Genomic DNA, 16,930 nt, shown 5'->3' with positions numbered 1-16,930 from the left:
CTTCACAGGTGCTTTTTTATTGGCCTCGCATTACTCGGGTAATTTCATTCAGTTTCTGGACTTTTTCCTGAAAATCGCCTTTCAGTTTGTTTCTGATTGTTTGCAGGTTATCGAGGGTTTCCTGTAAATTGTCGGGCAGTATTTCTTCCAGTATTTCCCTAAAACGCTTGGCAAATGTAGGCGACTTACCGTTGGTCGAAATTGCTATTTTTAAATCGTCTTTCTGTACTACCGAACTCAGATAAAAATCACATAAATCGGGTGTGTCGGCAATGTTTACCAGAATTTTTCTGGCTTTACAATCTTCCTGCACCTGTTTGTTCACGGCTTTGTCGTTTGTGCCGGCAATAACTATATCCGCATTTTCAAGATGAGTATTTGCATACGCGGCATAAATCAGCGTTACGCGATGTTTTTGTGCCAGTGCTTTTATTTCGTCTCTGATTTCAGGAGCTACAAGTGTAACACGGGCCTGTGGTGAGTTTCTGAGTACGGCCTCCAGTTTTTCTAAACCTACGTTACCCCCCCCTACAATTAAGGTATGGAGTTCTTCGAGCTTTAAAAATATCGGAAACAACGTATTCATATTTATGCCTTAAAAGTTTTTTCTAATAAACGTATCAGGCTTTCAAGCCCTTCTTTATCTGTCTCTGAAAAATCATCTAGTTTATCGCTGTCTACATCAAGCACCATCGCAACATTGCCTTTACTATCAAAAACAGGAACTACAATTTCTGATTTCGATGCCGAACTACAAGCAATATGCCCCGGAAATTCGTCAACGTTAGGTACAATTATGGTTGCTTTGGTACGGTAACAGTAGCCACAAACGCCTTTATCAAAATTAATACGTGTGCAGGCAATGGGGCCTTGAAAGGGGCCTAAAACCAGTTGGTTGTCTTTCTTTAAATAAAAACCAACCCAGAAAAAACCAAAGGCTTCTTTTAGCACAGCAGCTATGTTGGCCAGATTAGCAATGGTATCTGTTTCTGAGCCAATAAGTGCTTCTACCTGCGGTAACAGGGTGTTATAAACTTCTTTGCGCGAGGCCGTTTGTGGTATATATAGGGTTTCAGCCATAGTAATAAATAGTTTGGGAGTCCTGCGTACTTGTTATTTACTCAGGGCTAATGCTTTTTTTACCTCAGGAGCTACTTTTGTGCCAAATAACTCAATGGTTTTCAGGATTTTTTCGTGCGGAATACTGCCCTTAACCATTTGAGCTAAAAAACGGGTATGATTAAATAATTCTGATTGGTAAAGTATTTTGTCAATAACCTGTTGCGGGCTTCCTACAAAAAGAGGTCCGTCTGGCAAACATGAATATTCGAACTGTTCACGTGTGATTGGCGACCAACCGCGTTCTTTGCCGACACGATTCATCAGTTTTTCGTATGAGGGCCAGAATTCATTCTGGGCTTGCTGCGAGGTTTCGGCAATATAAAACTGAGAATTAATACCTAACTGAAATTTAGCAGGGTCATGGCCGGCTTCTTTGTATGATTGTTTGTATAAATTAACAAAAGACACATATTGGCTAGGCCGCCCACCCAGAATAGCCAGCGTCATGGGGAGGTTCATTTTTCCGGCTCTGATAGCAGAACCCGGTGTGCCGCCAACAGCTAACCATATTGGCAAAGACTCCTGATAAGGGCGTGGATAAACGCCGAGATTATGAATAGGGGCCCTGAATTTGCCTTTCCATGAAACCACTTCTGATTGGTTAATTTTTACTAACAGGTCGAGCTTTTCAATAAAAAGCTCGTTGTAATCTTGTAAATCGTAGCCAAACAAGGGAAACGATTCTATGAATGAACCTCTACCTGCCAGAATTTCAGCCCTACCATTCGAGAGAAGGTCGAGTGTGGCAAAATTCTGGAATACACGTACGGGGTCGGCCGAGCTTAATACTGTTACCGAGCTCGACAGACGTATGTTTTTGGTAACCGCAGCAATAGCGGCCAACGCTACTTCGGGTGCCGAAATAATAAAATCTGGTCGGTGGTGTTCACCTACGGCAAATACATCCAAACCCACTTCATCGGCCAGTTTGCCTTCGGCTATGAGTTCCTGCATACGCTCATGTGCATTGATTGCCTTGCCTGCTACACCATCGGGATGCACTTCTCCGAATGTACTGATACCTAATTCCATGCTAAATCTGTTAAGAGAAGATAAATTAAGCCAAAGTGCCTATGTTACTGAAAAACCTTTTCAGGTAGCTTTCAGAGGCTTTTATTTGCCACTTGGTTGATAAATCGGCTAGTGTATGAATGTTATTGTTGTTAACAAAAATGATTGTATCGGCGTTGATTAGGCCGTTTTCAATAGCTTTTTTAGGCTGAAAAATAGAAAACGTTTTAATTTCATTGCCATCAAGATAAGCCTGAGAGCGGTCGAAGAAATCGATATTGAGTTGATTACCCAATTCTTTAAACCAGCGGGTTGACGCATCTATCGAACAACCACTGGCTTCGTGTTGGTTTTCGTCGAGGGCAATAACTACAAAACGATTATGTAATACCTTTACTGATGCCAGTAATGCAGCCCCATGCGCAGCCCATTGGCTCACAGCGGGTTGCAAAGTAGTTTCGATAATACTAATTTCGTTATCGGTAAGGGCGCGGTTAGCCTGATAAATCCAGATACGCGCACTCGAAGGAAGTTGTTCAAAAGCAATATACATAATACAGGTTTTATTCTTGTAACTTAACATTGAATGAACCTGTAAAAGTTCTTTGATGAAACCAACAAATATGAAACCTTAAAGTGTCTGAACCAGCAACTCGGCTAGGTCATATACTTTTACTTCGTTTTCCTTTTCTTTATTCTTTACCCCGTCCGACATCATTACCATGCAGAAAGGACACGCCACGGCAATGGTTTTTGCACCAGTGGCTAGGGCTTCTTCTATGCGTTCAATATTTATATCCTTATTCCCTTTTTCGGGTTCTTTAAACATTTGTCCGCCTCCGGCTCCACAGCATAAACCATTGGTACGGCAGCGTTTCATTTCAACCAAATCGGCATCAAGTTTTTCGAGTAACTGGCGCGGAGCTTCATAAATATCATTAGCCCTGCCTAAATAGCATGAGTCATGGAAGGTTATTTTTTGTCCCTTAAATGAGCCACCTCCTTCAATTTTTACACGACCTTCGTTAATCAGTTGCTGTAAATACTGCGAGTGGTGAATAACTTCATAATTACCACCAAGTTCGGGGTATTCGTTTTTTAATGTATTAAAACAATGAGGGCAGGCTGTTACTATTTTTTTTACGCCATAACCATTAAGCACCTGTATGTTCTGTTGCGCCAGCATCTGGAACGTAAACTCATTGCCTGCTCTGCGGGCGGGGTCGCCCGTGCAGCTTTCTTCTGTACCTAAAACAGCAAATTTAACCCCGATTTTATTCAGGATTTTAACGAAAGCAATGGTTACTTTTTTATATCTGTCATCGAAAGAACCCGCACAGCCAACCCAGAAAAGAACCTCAGGCTCTTGTCCGTTCATGGCCATTTCTGCCATTGTTGGTACTTTATATTCAATAGTATCTGCCATAGTTTTGTTGGTTAATACATGATTACTGAATCATGATGCAAAGCAAAAATAGTATGCTTGCATAATATTTGCAATAGTAAACAGTAAAATATTTGTGGGCAGGGTGTATATCTACTTAAATAAACCAAAGGTTATTGCTTTACCACAAAAGCATACAACTTACAAAAGTACAGAACCGGAATTTTTGTAAAGATTCTTTTTTTATCAATATTGGGCTTGTCGGGATTATGAAAAAAGAATAAATTTGGAAAACCTATTGTTACAATAATGATTTCGGTGATTTTAGTAGACGATGAAGCAGAATGCCTTGATGTTTTAGAAGCAGAGCTTACTAAATTTTGTCCCGATTTTCAGATTCTACAAAAATTTGATAACCCCACCGAGGCTGTCAGATACATTAATCAAACGCCATTCGATGTGCTTTTTCTGGATATTTCAATGCCTGTACTGAATGGCTTCGATTTATTAAAGCAAATACCCCAGATTAACTTCGATGTGGTTTTTGTAACAGCCTACGATAATTTTGCTTTGAAGGCTTTTGAGTTTTGTGCCGTAGATTACCTGCTGAAACCTACCAATAAAGAAAGTATTATCAGGGCTGCCGATAGGATAAGAGCCAAGCAAAAAAGCCTTAACATAAAAGAAAACATAGCTTTATTGCTGGCTAATATGCAAAAAGACGGCTTAAAAAGAAAGCAGGTGGCTATCCCGACGCTTGAAGGGCTAGAGTTTATTAATATTCAGCAGATTTCCTACGCAAAGGCTGATGGTAACTACACCATTATTGTTTTGCAGAATCAAGAGAAAATCTTGATTTCAAAAACCTTGAAAGAGTTTGAGGGTATACTCAACGACCCTACCTTTGCGCGTATTCATAACTCTTATGTAGTAAACCTTGAGCATATCCGAAAATATATTAAAGGCGATTCAGGCTCAGTAGTACTGAACGATGGAACAGTTTTACAGGTATCTCGGGCTAATAAAACCAAATTATTAAGTCTGGTCCGATTCGGCAATTAACAAAACCTTTCAGGCATGAAAAAAGCTATAATTATAATAATATTATTGAGCTTTTGTTTGCCTTTATCTGCCCAGACCATTATAGACATTGACAGTTCCTTTTATCGGCAACACCAGCTTAACCTGCAACACCAAACCCTGTTCAGACTTGACTCCACCCATGCTCTGCCTATTGAGCAGATTAGCAATAGTGGTTTCAGACCTTTCCATGAATTACCAACGTTCGACCGTTTTTCGAGATACGCCACTGATGTATGGCTAAAGTTTCAATTAAAAAATACATCTTTCCGCGATACCCTTTCTGCACTTTTTACGGCTGGGGGTAGCTACTTTACTACATTGTATGTTTTTGATGGGCAAAAAATGCTTAGCGTTGCAGAAGCCAGTAAGCTACTGCCCGACAACCAACGGCCTTTCCGTTTCGACGGGGCCTATATTCCCGTTAGTATTCCGCCGCAAAAGATTTACACTTATTATGCCAGAATCAATCGTTTTTCACTGAAAAACATTATAATTTCTCCTGCCATTGTTTCGTATGAGCAAGAGGCTCAAACAAAAGAACAACTGCTTTATAACGACCGTTTCGCACTAGTATTTAATTATTCGTTTATTGCTATTTTGTTGTTTCTGGGGGTGTTTACGTTTGTTCAGTACTGGCTCAACCGGCAGCCTTATATTCTGTATTATTCGTTATACCTTTTTTCGATGGCAGCCTTTGGTATATGGGGTTTTGAGTATTCGCCGTATGTGAGTTATTTCATGAAATACTGCCCATTTCTGCTGATTTCGCTCAGGCAGAATTTTTATGTTTTACTTACGCAATATTGTTATTTTCTGTTTATCGGCAATTTTTTGCTTTATACACATTCGCACCCCTTAATTACACAGACAATCCGGTTTTTACTCCGAAGCATTGTGGTGCTTATCATGATAGAGCTAGGTATTACCCTTGCGCTGGGTCGTTATGACTGGGAAGTATATTTAAGCATTTTTACACAGGTATACTTATCTGTGTTTGGGTGTGTAGTATTGTTTTTTTTGTATCAAATCAAAACGCGCTTGGCGTTTTACATTAAAATAGGCAGTAGCTTTCTGTTGTTAGGGGGGATTTTCGGTTTTTTGTCCAGTTGGTTGCATTGGGTTCCGCAGAGTTCGGCTTTACTCGAACACTACCCCAATGCCTTTTTTAATACCTGCATTTTGCTCGAAATCCTGTTTTTTTCTATGGGTTTGGCCTATAAGTCTGTCGAGATTATCAATCAGAAAAATAATCTGGAGCAGGCTGTGTCGCTTTCAGAACTTAATATGCTTCGTTTACAGATTAATCCACATTTTTTATTTAATAGCCTTAATTCTATTAAAAGTTATATTGTCAAGAACAAAACAGAAGAAGCGGCCGAATATCTGACCGATTTTTCGATGTTGATTCGTTCTATTCTCCAGAAATCGAAAGAACAGGTTGTTACTTTACAGGAAGAACTTGATACCGCTTTGCTATATACTAAACTTGAGCAAGTACGTTTTCAAAAAAAGTTTGATATAGTGGTTGAGCTTTCGCCGTCGATCGATACTCAAGCCGTTATGGTTCCGGCACTTATTCTGCAACCTTACATCGAAAATGCCATTAAACATGGGTTGGCTAACAAACCCACAAAAGGAACCCTCAGTTTGCTTGTGATAGATTCAGGCGAAGAAATAGAGATAAAAATTGATGATGATGGCATTGGCCGTAAACAAGCGGCTGAACTAAAATACAATTCTGAAGGGCATAGGTCGATGGGGCTGGCTATTAATGAAGAAAGACTGATTTTGCTCAATAAAATTCATAACTGGCACATCCGATGCCATATTGTAGATAAATTCGATGCCGAAAATAAGCCACTAGGTACTACAATTATACTCACCTTACCAAAGTAAGGCTTTACCAGTTTTCTGTTATTTCCTGCAAGTTATTAACTCGGCACGTCTAGTTACTCATTGTATGTTGTTGTTTTACACCAATTTCAAGATTTTTGACTATCAAAAAAACTTGAATCCGTCTTATGAAAAGACTTATCCTTTTCCTGTTTGCTTCACAAACCGTTTTAGCGCAGGTAACAACACTACCTAGTTCGATTGGTATTGGTGCCAATACGCTTTCCAGTATTCCGTTACATATTAATGCTACTGGCGAAATAGCCCGTTTTCAGGGGGTGTCGCCTTATGTAAGTTTCTATAATAACAGCCTTATTAACGGATACATTCAGGCAATTAACAATACATTCGAGCTAGGGTCAAAAAACAGTTATAACCTTAACTTTTTTACTGGCGATGCCTTGCGCATGAGCATTAATGGTACAACCGGAATGGTTACTTTTAGTCAGAAGCTAATTGCACAAAATGGTATAAAACTTACAGGCCCTTTGCAAGCTGAAGGTGAAAGCGTAGGAGCCGAAGGCATGATACTGGTTTCAAAAGGAAATAATACGCCAGCTTGGGAAGAGCGTAGAATTGCTTTTTCGGCATACTTGCCAACTAATAAAACAATAGGAACCAGTTTAGAGTATCCATTTGATAATTTGTCGGAGCGTTTTGATTACGGTAACAATTTTAATCCTGTAACCGGCGATTTTACGGTGCCATCTGACGGCCTGTATAATTTTATTGTGAATACCATGTTTAATGCGTCAAGTGATTATACCAACGTGCCTATTAAAATCAGGTTATACCGAAATGATAGCTTTCATATGCAATATGAGTACACTATTAATTTTAAAAATACCGAAGGTACAGGCACTAGTTCAACGTTTATACTTAAGTGCAATGAGGGGGATGTTTTAAATTTCAGGATACTTCAGTCTTCTGGCGTAAGTCAGGTTTTATCAGGATATTGGTCTACAATTACTGTTGCAGGTTATAAAGTTTTTTAATGATGAAAACACTCTTTATTTTTTTACTTTTCAGTTCTTCGGTTTTGGGGCAGGCATTCACTGCCGAAACAGGAGATATTTATCTGGGCGATGCCAAAGGCGATTATTCGGGGCTGTTGATTGTGAGGTCAGGATTATTGAAAGTAACTGACCCCATCGAGATATACTCGTCTAAAGGCTTTAAGTATCTGGTGCGTATCGTAAAAATGAAAGACATCAACGATACCAAAAAAGAACTCAAACAATTGAGTGCAGGCCAAGAGGCTTACATTGAGTTTGTTACTGCCGACGAGCCTAAAAGTTATGACGATGCTCTTAGAAAAGGAATGAAGGTGTATCCTAAAGGTTTTAAACCCGATGGTGCTTCGCTGGCAGCTAATACAAAAAAAGCAGATTTTATGGCTACGCTTGACGGGCAACCCTTTAAAGCTGCCGTTGCTTACAAAGGGGCTACACTCTGGCGCAAGGGTGTAAAGAACTTTGCTTCCAATAAACCTTATTTGTTATTACAATTTGGGTCGATAGTTTCGCCGGACGACCGGATATTAACCATTCAGCTATTTAACCCGAAAGAAACCATAGCCAGATACGGCCCCAAAGATATGGAAGTTAATTTTTCGGGTACTACCGATGGCAAAAAGGAAAACACAACCATATATGGTTTTGTAAATGGCAAAGCTGATACTGATTTTATTGTTGAAATTACCAAATGGCAGGCAGTTTCTAACACTAAGGCAATTATTTCAGGAAAACTTTATGGTGACCTTCGAGAAGTAAAAGTGCTGGGTGTTGCCAAGAAGATTAATAGATTTGAAAATGCTACTTTCGATAACATAGAAGTAGAAATCATAAATACTCAGTTAGATTTAAGTACAGGAGTAAAAGATAAAAACTAATAGGTTTTTCCGTGCAATAAGGCTGTTTGCTGTTTGGCAGGCAGCTTTATTTTTTTATATTGGCTCTTATTGGGCAGAACAGCTTTCGTTCTTCACAGAAAATAACCTTTTATCAAAAACTACCAGCCAAAAAGCCAAAATCGTTTTTTCTTTGAAAAAATTATGAAAAACTTCGCCCCACTAATGATTCATTTATTCAACGAACATAAAAACACGCTGGATGTTGTCAGAATAAAGCAGAACTCATTGGTTTTTTCTTCGCTTCAGGCATATTACCAACCCGTAACGTCTCAAGGTTTTGCTATTAAATATGTAGTAGAAGGTCTTGAAAAATACACGCTCAACGGAAATAAGTACCCCATCGAAACAGGAAGGTATTTATTAACGAATGATACCTACGAGGGTAGCGTTGAAATAGATGAAGGCAAGAATGTAAAGGGTATATGTATAAATGTTTCTGCTATTTTACTGGCCGAAGTAGTGGCAAGCATACAACGCCCCGACACTTCTTTTACAGACAATGCACTAGGGCAATTTTTCGTATCAAGCCACTTTCTGGAAAACCAGTATGCCGATACCCAAACGCATCTGGGGCAATTGCTCAGGCAATTAACGGCGCAGGTATATCACAGCCAGTTAAAGCAGGAGGATATAACAGACGAGTTATTTTATACAATTTCAGAAAAAATTGTTGAAGACCAGATTCCGGTTTTTAGGCAGCTACAAGCTATTCCGAGTATTAAGCCAGTTACTAAAAGAGAGTTATTTAAGCGGCTCCAAAAAGGCCGCGAATTTATGGATAACTATTTTACATTACCCTTGTCTATCATAAATATTGCACAAGAAGCCTGTATGTCGGAATACCATTTTTTCAGGCTTTTCAAAACCGTATTTGGTATTTCGCCTAATCAGTATCTTATCCAGAAACGCCTCGAGTATGGGCAGTCTATGCTGAAACAAGATAGGTACTCGGTATCGGCTGCCGCCATGGAGTCTGGGTTTTCAGATATTCATACCTTCAGCAAGGCTTTTAAGAAACACTTTGGTGTTGCACCTTCTTATTTTACTAAACAGCCACGTCAGGATAACTACAACAAAGTAGTTTACTAAAAACAGGTAGTAATTAAAATTAGCAGAATTTGACAAATCAGGTTTTGCGGTATTTTATAGCTTTGAATGCAGTAAGAAACTGTAAAGGTTCATTATTTAATAAAAATCAATAAAATTTATGAAAAAGCAAGAATTCTTCGAGTCGAAATTTTTCAAATTTCTTCTGACCTTAAGTATTATAGTGAGTATCATCTCAATTTTCAGAGCAGGCTATGCAACTGGCCAATGGTTGTTTGCCATCCTGCATTAATGCAAAACTGAACAACCTCAACTTTTGTAAGTCTTCATACTTGAATTAAACACACATCCGAAATTATGTACAAAAAACTATTCTTATTACTATTTATTTCAATTTCAGTAAAAGCACAAAACGGAAACATTAAGGGCATAGTAAAATCTGATAAAAACGAAGCCATAGTCGGGGCTACAGTTATTCTTTCAAAATGGCAGCAAGGCAATATAGTTAAATCTTCATTCACGGATGTTGACGGAAAATTTGAATTTGAAAAACTGAAATATGATTCGCTTGAACTTACAGTCAGTTATGTGGGTATGAGTAAGTATTCGTCAGGTAAAATCGTTTTAAGCGCACAAAATACTATTCTCGATTTAGGAACCATTACACTTCAAAGTAGCGAAAATGCCTTGCAGGAAGTAGCAGTAAAAGCACAAAAGGCTTTTGTGGTGCAAAAAATTGACCGTACGGTGGTTAATCCTGATGCGTTGATAAGTAACGCCGGAGTAACCTCTTTAGAAGTACTGGAAAAAGCTCCGGGGGTATCGGTCGATATAAACGGGAATATTTCGTTAAGAGGGAAGGGCGGGGTAGTAGTATTTGTTGACGACAAACCTACCTATTTGTCGGCAGCCGACTTAGCCAATTATTTACGCACAATTCCTTCTTCAACTATCGAGTCAATCGAAATCATGACCAATCCACCTGCCAAGTACGATGCCGCCGGAAACTCTGGCGTAATTAATATTCGGCTAAAGAAAAACGTGGCTAAGGGCATGAATGGCGGCTTGAATCTGGCTTATGGGCAGGGGCGTTATATGCGGACAAATAACAGTTTTAATTTCAATTACCGAATCAATAAACTGAATTTCTTTTCTAACCTGAGTGTGAACCAGAACAATAGCTATCAGGATTTAACCATTACCCGTAAATATTTTACTCCAGAGGGGCAGTTGAGTTCGACATTTATTCAGAATTCTTACATCAGGCCATCGAACAGAAGTCAGAACCTGAAACTAGGGCTTGATTACTATGTTACTAAAAAAACAACCTTAGGCGTAGCTCTAAGCGGGTTTATTAATCCATCGAGCCGTAACGTAAAAAATAAAGCTACTATCAGAGACGGACAAGGCGAAATAACAGGCTTGGTTGATGCCTACAACCCTACGGATATTCTGTTTAAAAATGGTAGTATAAACCTGAATGTAACCCACAAGCTGAACGATAAAGGCAAAGAAATATCGATGAATCTGGATAACCTTGTCTATAAGTCGAGTATTGACCAATTTCTTGAAAACAGTAATCTGTACCCGGATGGTAGCCTGATTAACAAAAGTGTGCTGGCATCGGAACTCCCCTCAGATATTAGTATTAAGGCATTAAAAGCAGACTTCATTAACCCGCTTAAAAAGGGTGGGCGTATAGAAGCGGGTGTGAAAACAAGTTTTGTAAAAACAAGTAACATTGCCGATTTCTATGACGTAATTGATGGAAGCCGTATGCCTAATTATACGTTCTCTAATAATTTTCAGTATAAAGAAAACATTAATGCTGCTTATGCTAATTACTCGAGAGATTTCAGGAAAATATCGCTTCAACTAGGCTTGCGTATAGAAAACACCAATATTGTGGGAAATCAACTAGGGAACGTAGTCGTGAAAGATTCCTCTTTCAAAAGAAACTACACCAGTCTTTTTCCTACTTTTTACACACAATACAGAATCGATTCAGCATCGAAACATGTGGTTGGGTTATCAGTAGGCCGCCGTATAGACCGACCTAATTATAAAGATATGAACCCGTTTACCTATCCGATGGACAGGTTTACTTATTACGGTGGTAATCCGTTTCTACAACCTACTTTTTCTTATAACGTAGAGTTGTCATATACCTATAATAATTTTCTGACAACTACTTTGCAGTATAGCAGAGCCGATAACGTAATTTCGGAGACCAACGAGCAACGCGGGAATATATATTATAGCCGCCCGGGTAATTTTGCTAAACAGGTTTCGTATGGGATTGAAGTAAGCGGAACTTTTCAGGTACAAAAATGGTGGACAATCCAGCTTTATACGGCTTTCATGAACAACCGTTTCAAAAGCCCTATTTATACCGAAATGCTGGACGACTCGCGCTGGTACTGGGTAGCAGTACCTACCAATCAGTTTATGATTAATAAAAAATGGAGTGCCGAATTGGCGGGTTCTTACCAGACCAAATTATTATCGGGGCAGTTTCTTGTGATTCCTATTGGCTCGGTAAGAGCCGGAGTATCAACCAAAATCATGAAAGATAAAGGTACTTTAAAACTGAATGTCAATGATGTTTTCTACACTAATCAGGTAGGGGGCGATATTCGGAATATTAAAAATGCTGCGGCCAGTTGGTTTAGTTATCTGGACACCCGTGTCATAACGGTTTCTTTTTCATACAGATTCAGTAAAGGACAAAACCTGAGAGTACGCCAGAACGGAGGCTCAGAAAGCGAACAGAAACGCGTAAAAGTATCATAATAATTTGTAAAGCCAGTATTCAATTGCTTATGAAAAAACTCTCTCCAACCGGAGAGAGTTTTCTACATTATTAAGAGACGGGTAAGGGGTAATTATTCTTTAAATGATAGAACGCCAGCCACCACCTAAGGCCCTGTAAAGCCCGATAACGGCATTGTACTGGCTTTTTCTTAAATTGATTAACTCTATTTGGGCCTGCAAGGCATTCTTCTGGGCTGTTACCACTTCCAGATACGTAGCTCTGCCAAACTTGAATAAGTCTACCGAAGTGCTTATGGAAACTTTCAGCACATCTACCTCTTTCGATTTAAGTTCGTGCATTTCGTTGGTGTTTTCAATCAGATTCATATAGTTATATACCTCTGTAAAACTATTTACAATGGCTTTCTTATAATTGGTATAAGCCATTTTTTGTTGAGCTTCGGTAGCCATCAGGTCGGCAATAAGCTGGCGACGGTTTAGTAAAGGTGCAAATAGCCCTCCTGCAAGATTATACGCAAACGAGCCAGGGTTAAAAAGTAAGGCAGCCCTGAATGCCTGTAAACCCATACTGCCATTGATGGTAAACGATGGATAAAAAGCCGCTTTGGCCGAGTAGATGTCGGCATCGGCTGCAATTAAATCAAACTCGGCCTGTTTAATGTCTGGCCTGTTTTCTAGTAATTGAGAAGGCACGCCAACCGATAATCTGGGTGGAATAATTTGCTCCCAAGCGACCGATTTCCGTTCGACAGCCTGCGGGTATCTGCCCAGTAAAAAGTTAATTCTGTTTTCGTTCTCAATAATTTTCTGTTTTACTTCTACCTTCAACGATTGAGAGCTAAGCAATTGGGCACTCATCAGCTCAACTCCAAGCTGATTGGCTTGTCCGGCTTGTTTCAATACCGTTACAATTTCAAGAGCTTCTTTTTGCAGGCGAATGTTATCTTCCAGAATTTTCTGTTCGTTGTCCAGAATTAAAAGCGCAAAGTAAGCATCGGCAATTTCGGCTACCAATGAAGTTACAATCAGATTCCGGCCATGTTCGCTGGCAATGAATCGGGCGGCAGCGGCTTTTTTCTTGCTTTTTAGTTTTCCCCACAAATCAATTTCCCACGATGATTGCAAGCCAATGAAATAATCGGGTACATTGGGCGCAGGTAGTTTTTGTTTATTGTCTAGGTTAGTCGAAAACTGCGTGTCGTAGTTCCCAACGCCATCAATGGTATAATTCCCGAACTTTCGTTGTCCGGCAGTTACACTGGCCGATAAGTCGGGCATATCAATTCCTTGTGTAAAACGCATACCAGCGCGTGCCAACTCAATATTTTGCATGGCTAGCTGCAAATCAAAATTGTTTTTCAGCGCAGTATCTATTAAGGCTATTAAAGTAGGGTCTGAGAAAAACTCCTGCAGCGTAGCCAGTTTGTTAGCGGTGGTGTCGGTTTTAGCACTAAATTTTTGTGGTGTAACAACAGGCTTATTCTGAGGCAAGTTTTGTTTAATCTTACAGCCACCTAAAAAAAGGCAGAAGACAACTATATAAATATATTTAGGCTTCAACATACGATTCTTGAGTAATTTTTTTGGTTTTTTTCTTTCGCTTTGTAAGTCCTGCAAAAATGATGTACAGGCCCGGAATAATAATAACTCCGAATATGGTTCCGAAGAGCATACCTCCGGCCGCGGCGGTTCCGATGGTTCTGTTACCGATGGCTCCGGCACCTGAGGCAAACATTAATGGAATTAAGCCGGCAACAAACGCGAAGGATGTCATTAAAATTGGTCTGAAACGCGCTACGGCTCCGCCTACGGCGGCTTTTAGTAAAGTTTTACCCTCTTTCTGTTGAAGTACGGCAAACTCAACAATCAGGATAGCATTCTTGCCTAACAAACCAATGAGCATAACCATGGCTACCTGAGCGTAAATGTTGTTTTCGAGCCCAAAAAGATACAAAAAGAATAACGAGCCAAAGATGCCCACAGGCAACGACAAAATAACAGGCAATGGTAAAAGGAAACTTTCGTACTGGGCAGCCAGTAACAGATAAACAAATAGTAAACAGATGATAAAAATGTATACTACCTGATTTCCTGAAAGTACTTCTTCACGGGTCATACCCGACCACTCATAGGTGTATCCGCGAGGGAGTTTTGCTTTGGCTACTTCTTCAATAGCTTTGATGGCATCGCCGCTACTATAACCTTCGGCGGCTTCTCCGTTCAGCATGGCCGATACATACATATTATAACGCGTTAGCTGCTCGGGGCCATATACCCTCTCTATACGGCTGAAAATAGCATAAGGAACCATTTCACCGTGCTTATTCTTGATACGTAGCTTCATGATGTCTTCTGGCTGCGCTCTATATTTAGGGTCGGCTTGTACCATAACCTTATACATTTGCCCGAATAAAATAAAATTGGTTGCGTAATAACTACCAATCAACGATTGCAGGTTACTCATGGCGTTATCGACCGAAATGCCTTTTTTAGCGGCCATATCTTGGTCAACATGAATCAGATACTGCGGGAAATTCGGGTTAAAGCTCGAAAACGCATCTTTTATTTCAGGACGTTTTTTTAGTTCATCAATAAATTCCTGTGCAACGTTGGCTGTTCTTTGCAAGTTGCCCGAACCTGTTTTGTCGAGCAGACGAACCTCGAAACCGCTGGCATTTCCGAAACCTGGTACGGCAGGCGGAGGGAAGAACTGAATTTCGGCATCTTTGATATGCTTGGTTTTAGCTATTAGCTGCTCAATAATATCGTTAGCCGTAGCTTTACGGTCTTTCCATGCTTTCAGGTTAATAGTACTCATTCCGAAAGACGCACCTACGCCGTCGGTCATCATACTAAAGCCCGAAAGGCTGGAAATTGATTCTACTTCAGGTAATTTCTGTGCAATTTTATCAATTTCGTTCATTACCTCTTCTGTTCGTTCAAGCGTAGCACCAGCAGGGGTAGTTACGTTTACATAAACAGTACCCTGATCTTCGGTCGGGATGAAACTAGTAGGAAGCACACTTCCTACGCCCCATGTAGCCACACAAAAAGCAATCAGCACTACTATTGTAACCAAACGACGATTGGCAATTAGCCCTAAAAGCTTTTTATAGCGGTCTGATAACCTGTCATAAGCATTATTGAATTTATCGAAGAAGCGTGTGAGCAGGTTAGTTTTCTTTGGCTCCAGATGCGGATTCTTTAGCATAAGGGCGCAAAGGGCAGGGGTAAGTGTAAGGGCATTTATACCAGAAATAACAATGGAAATAGCCATTGTTACAGAGAACTGCCTGTAAAATACACCCACAGGGCCCGATAAGAACGCTACCGGAACAAACACGGCCGACATTACCGACGTAATGGCAATAATAGCACTACTTATTTCGCCTATTGACTCGATGGTGGCCTCTTTAGGGCCGAGGTGTTTTTCTTCCATTTTGGCATGGACACCTTCTACTACAACAATGGCGTTATCGACCACAATACCTATGGCTAGTACAAGTGCAAAAAGGGTCAGGAGGTTAATCGAGAAGCCAAACAATTGCATGAATGCAAAAGTACCCACCAACGAAACCGGAACTGCCAGCACGGGAATAAGCGTTGAGCGGAAATCTTGCAAGAATAGGAAAACCACTATGGCAACCAGTATGAAGGCTTCGATAAGTGTTTTAATAACCTCATGAATGGAGGCATCGAGGAAACGGGAAACGTCATAACTGATGGTGTAAGTCATGCCGGGCGGAAAAGTAGTCGATTTAAGAAACTCTAGGCGTGATTTAATGTTCTCGATTACTTCGCTGGCGTTAGAGCCGGGTCTTTGTTTTAATACGATGGCAGCCGAAGGCTTACCATTCTCTTTTGAAAGTACGTCGTAATCAAGAGAGCCAAACTCAAGGTCGGCTACGTCTTTCAGCCGCAGCATCTCTCCGTTGTCGGACACCTTAATTACAATGTTCTCGTACTGCTCTTTGGTAGTCATTTTACCAGTGTAGCGCAATACGTATTGAAGCGATTGAGACTGACGACCCGAACTTTCGCCTATTTTACCGGGTGCAGCTTCTACATTTTGTGCGCGTAATGCCTGAACAATGTCATCGGCTGATATTTCATAGGCATCAAGGCGAGTAGGTTTTAGCCATACGCGCATGGCGTACTCGCGTGAGCCCATAATATCAACAAAACCTACGCCATCAATTCTTTTAAGTTCGGCCAGTACGTTAATATCTGCAAAATTGTAGATGAATTTTTCGTCAAGAGAAGTATCATCGCTAATAAGGTTGATGTACATCAACATACTATTTACTTCCTTTTCGGTCGAAACCCCCGCTTTAATTACTTCTTCGGGTAGTTCATCGAGCACGGTAGTAACCCTGTTCTGAACGTTTACAGCGGCCACGTCGGGGTCGGTTCCTACTTCAAAGTATACCTGTATAATACTGGTTCCGTCGTTACCCGAAACCGAGGTCATGTAGGTCATGCCGGGCACGCCGTTAATAGCTCTTTCTAGTGGCGTTACAACGGCTTTGGCACAAACTTCGGCATTGGCACCTGTATATTTTGTAGTTACTGAAACGGCCGGAGGGGCAATGTCTGGATATTGGGTAATAGGCAAACCAATCATAGCCAATACCCCTAATAGTACTATAAAGATGGATATAACCAACGATAGTACCGGTCGGTTGATAAAATTGGTAAACATG

General features: G+C 40.3%; 14 protein-coding genes. 7 read left to right on the top strand and 7 right to left on the bottom strand.

Features of this window, described 5'->3' with window-relative positions:
- Window positions 1-16: 16 nt before the first annotated feature.
- The 5 genes from WAA15_RS05030 to WAA15_RS05010 all read right to left on the bottom strand — a co-directional run bounded on the left by WAA15_RS05030 (window position 17) and on the right by WAA15_RS05010 (window position 3,559).
- Window positions 17-586 carry a precorrin-2 dehydrogenase/sirohydrochlorin ferrochelatase family protein gene (locus tag WAA15_RS05030; RefSeq protein WP_337041447.1) on the bottom strand — a complete coding sequence of 190 codons (570 nt, stop codon included), beginning with the start codon at window positions 584-586 and terminating at the stop codon, window positions 17-19.
- A 2-nt stretch (window positions 587-588) separates the two neighbouring features.
- Window positions 589-1,080 (bottom strand): GAF domain-containing protein, encoded by a 492-nt coding sequence (locus tag WAA15_RS05025; protein WP_337041445.1) that lies wholly within the window; start codon window positions 1,078-1,080, stop codon window positions 589-591.
- Between the two features lie 33 nt (window positions 1,081-1,113).
- On the bottom strand, window positions 1,114-2,154 hold the full coding sequence (locus WAA15_RS05020) for an LLM class flavin-dependent oxidoreductase (protein WP_337041443.1): 1,041 nt from the start codon (window positions 2,152-2,154) through the stop codon (window positions 1,114-1,116).
- Between the two features lie 25 nt (window positions 2,155-2,179).
- On the bottom strand, window positions 2,180-2,686 hold the full coding sequence (locus WAA15_RS05015) for a hypothetical protein (RefSeq protein WP_337041442.1): 507 nt from the start codon (window positions 2,684-2,686) through the stop codon (window positions 2,180-2,182).
- Between the two features lie 78 nt (window positions 2,687-2,764).
- Window positions 2,765-3,559 (bottom strand): (Fe-S)-binding protein, encoded by a 795-nt coding sequence (locus tag WAA15_RS05010; protein WP_337041441.1) that lies wholly within the window; start codon window positions 3,557-3,559, stop codon window positions 2,765-2,767.
- Between the two features lie 267 nt (window positions 3,560-3,826).
- On the opposite strand from WAA15_RS05010, the gene WAA15_RS05005 reads away from it, so the two are divergent.
- The 7 genes from WAA15_RS05005 to WAA15_RS04975 all read left to right on the top strand — a co-directional run bounded on the left by WAA15_RS05005 (window position 3,827) and on the right by WAA15_RS04975 (window position 12,245).
- Window positions 3,827-4,579, top strand: a complete 753-nt coding sequence (locus WAA15_RS05005) for a LytR/AlgR family response regulator transcription factor (protein ID WP_337041440.1) — start codon at window positions 3,827-3,829, stop codon at window positions 4,577-4,579.
- A 15-nt stretch (window positions 4,580-4,594) separates the two neighbouring features.
- Window positions 4,595-6,496 carry a histidine kinase gene (locus WAA15_RS05000; protein WP_337041439.1) on the top strand — a complete coding sequence of 634 codons (1,902 nt, stop codon included), beginning with the start codon at window positions 4,595-4,597 and terminating at the stop codon, window positions 6,494-6,496.
- A 125-nt stretch (window positions 6,497-6,621) separates the two neighbouring features.
- Window positions 6,622-7,488: a C1q-like domain-containing protein gene (locus WAA15_RS04995; protein WP_337041437.1), complete on the top strand. Its 867-nt coding sequence runs from the start codon at window positions 6,622-6,624 to the stop codon at window positions 7,486-7,488.
- Window positions 7,489-7,490: 2 nt separating this feature from the next.
- Window positions 7,491-8,384 (top strand): hypothetical protein, encoded by an 894-nt coding sequence (locus WAA15_RS04990; RefSeq protein WP_337041436.1) that lies wholly within the window; start codon window positions 7,491-7,493, stop codon window positions 8,382-8,384.
- A gap of 162 nt (window positions 8,385-8,546) precedes the next feature.
- Entirely contained in the window at window positions 8,547-9,494 is a 948-nt protein-coding gene (locus WAA15_RS04985; RefSeq protein WP_337041435.1) for a helix-turn-helix domain-containing protein, read from the top strand.
- A 118-nt stretch (window positions 9,495-9,612) separates the two neighbouring features.
- A complete protein-coding gene (locus WAA15_RS04980; RefSeq protein WP_337041434.1) occupies window positions 9,613-9,744 on the top strand; it encodes a hypothetical protein in 132 nt (43 codons plus the stop codon).
- Window positions 9,745-9,809: 65 nt separating this feature from the next.
- On the top strand, window positions 9,810-12,245 hold the full coding sequence (locus tag WAA15_RS04975) for a TonB-dependent receptor (protein ID WP_337041433.1): 2,436 nt from the start codon (window positions 9,810-9,812) through the stop codon (window positions 12,243-12,245).
- A 99-nt stretch (window positions 12,246-12,344) separates the two neighbouring features.
- Here WAA15_RS04975 and WAA15_RS04970 read toward each other — a convergent pair whose 3' ends face one another.
- Window positions 12,345-13,790, bottom strand: a complete 1,446-nt coding sequence (locus tag WAA15_RS04970; RefSeq protein ID WP_337041431.1) for an efflux transporter outer membrane subunit — start codon at window positions 13,788-13,790, stop codon at window positions 12,345-12,347.
- A complete protein-coding gene (locus WAA15_RS04965; protein ID WP_337041429.1) occupies window positions 13,777-16,929 on the bottom strand; it encodes an efflux RND transporter permease subunit in 3,153 nt (1,050 codons plus the stop codon). Before WAA15_RS04965 ends, WAA15_RS04970 begins: the two co-directional genes overlap by 14 nt.
- Between the last annotated feature and the right edge of the window lies 1 nt (window position 16,930).

Origin of the sequence: Emticicia sp. 17c (genome assembly GCF_037153985.1) — a bacterium.
Lineage (GTDB): Bacteria > Bacteroidota > Bacteroidia > Cytophagales > Spirosomataceae > Emticicia.
Note: the sequence above shows the minus strand (reverse complement) of the source record. Positions and strands in the feature narration are given on the sequence as shown.

What these genes read in the sequence shown, in the direction of transcription:
- WAA15_RS04965 (WP_337041429.1), bottom strand. Translation starts at nt 16,929, where the DNA reads ATGTTTACCAATTTTATCAACCGACCGGTACTATCGTTGGTTATATCC.
- WAA15_RS05000 (WP_337041439.1), top strand. Translation starts at nt 4,595, where the DNA reads ATGAAAAAAGCTATAATTATAATAATATTATTGAGCTTTTGTTTGCCT.
- WAA15_RS04985 (WP_337041435.1), top strand. Translation starts at nt 8,547, where the DNA reads ATGAAAAACTTCGCCCCACTAATGATTCATTTATTCAACGAACATAAA.
- WAA15_RS04995 (WP_337041437.1), top strand. Translation starts at nt 6,622, where the DNA reads ATGAAAAGACTTATCCTTTTCCTGTTTGCTTCACAAACCGTTTTAGCG.
- WAA15_RS05010 (WP_337041441.1), bottom strand. Translation starts at nt 3,559, where the DNA reads ATGGCAGATACTATTGAATATAAAGTACCAACAATGGCAGAAATGGCC.
- WAA15_RS04990 (WP_337041436.1), top strand. Translation starts at nt 7,491, where the DNA reads ATGAAAACACTCTTTATTTTTTTACTTTTCAGTTCTTCGGTTTTGGGG.
- WAA15_RS05005 (WP_337041440.1), top strand. Translation starts at nt 3,827, where the DNA reads ATGATTTCGGTGATTTTAGTAGACGATGAAGCAGAATGCCTTGATGTT.
- WAA15_RS05020 (WP_337041443.1), bottom strand. Translation starts at nt 2,154, where the DNA reads ATGGAATTAGGTATCAGTACATTCGGAGAAGTGCATCCCGATGGTGTA.
- WAA15_RS05030 (WP_337041447.1), bottom strand. Translation starts at nt 586, where the DNA reads ATGAATACGTTGTTTCCGATATTTTTAAAGCTCGAAGAACTCCATACC.
- WAA15_RS04975 (WP_337041433.1), top strand. Translation starts at nt 9,810, where the DNA reads ATGTACAAAAAACTATTCTTATTACTATTTATTTCAATTTCAGTAAAA.
- WAA15_RS04970 (WP_337041431.1), bottom strand. Translation starts at nt 13,790, where the DNA reads ATGTTGAAGCCTAAATATATTTATATAGTTGTCTTCTGCCTTTTTTTA.
- WAA15_RS05015 (WP_337041442.1), bottom strand. Translation starts at nt 2,686, where the DNA reads ATGTATATTGCTTTTGAACAACTTCCTTCGAGTGCGCGTATCTGGATT.
- WAA15_RS05025 (WP_337041445.1), bottom strand. Translation starts at nt 1,080, where the DNA reads ATGGCTGAAACCCTATATATACCACAAACGGCCTCGCGCAAAGAAGTT.
- WAA15_RS04980 (WP_337041434.1), top strand. Translation starts at nt 9,613, where the DNA reads ATGAAAAAGCAAGAATTCTTCGAGTCGAAATTTTTCAAATTTCTTCTG.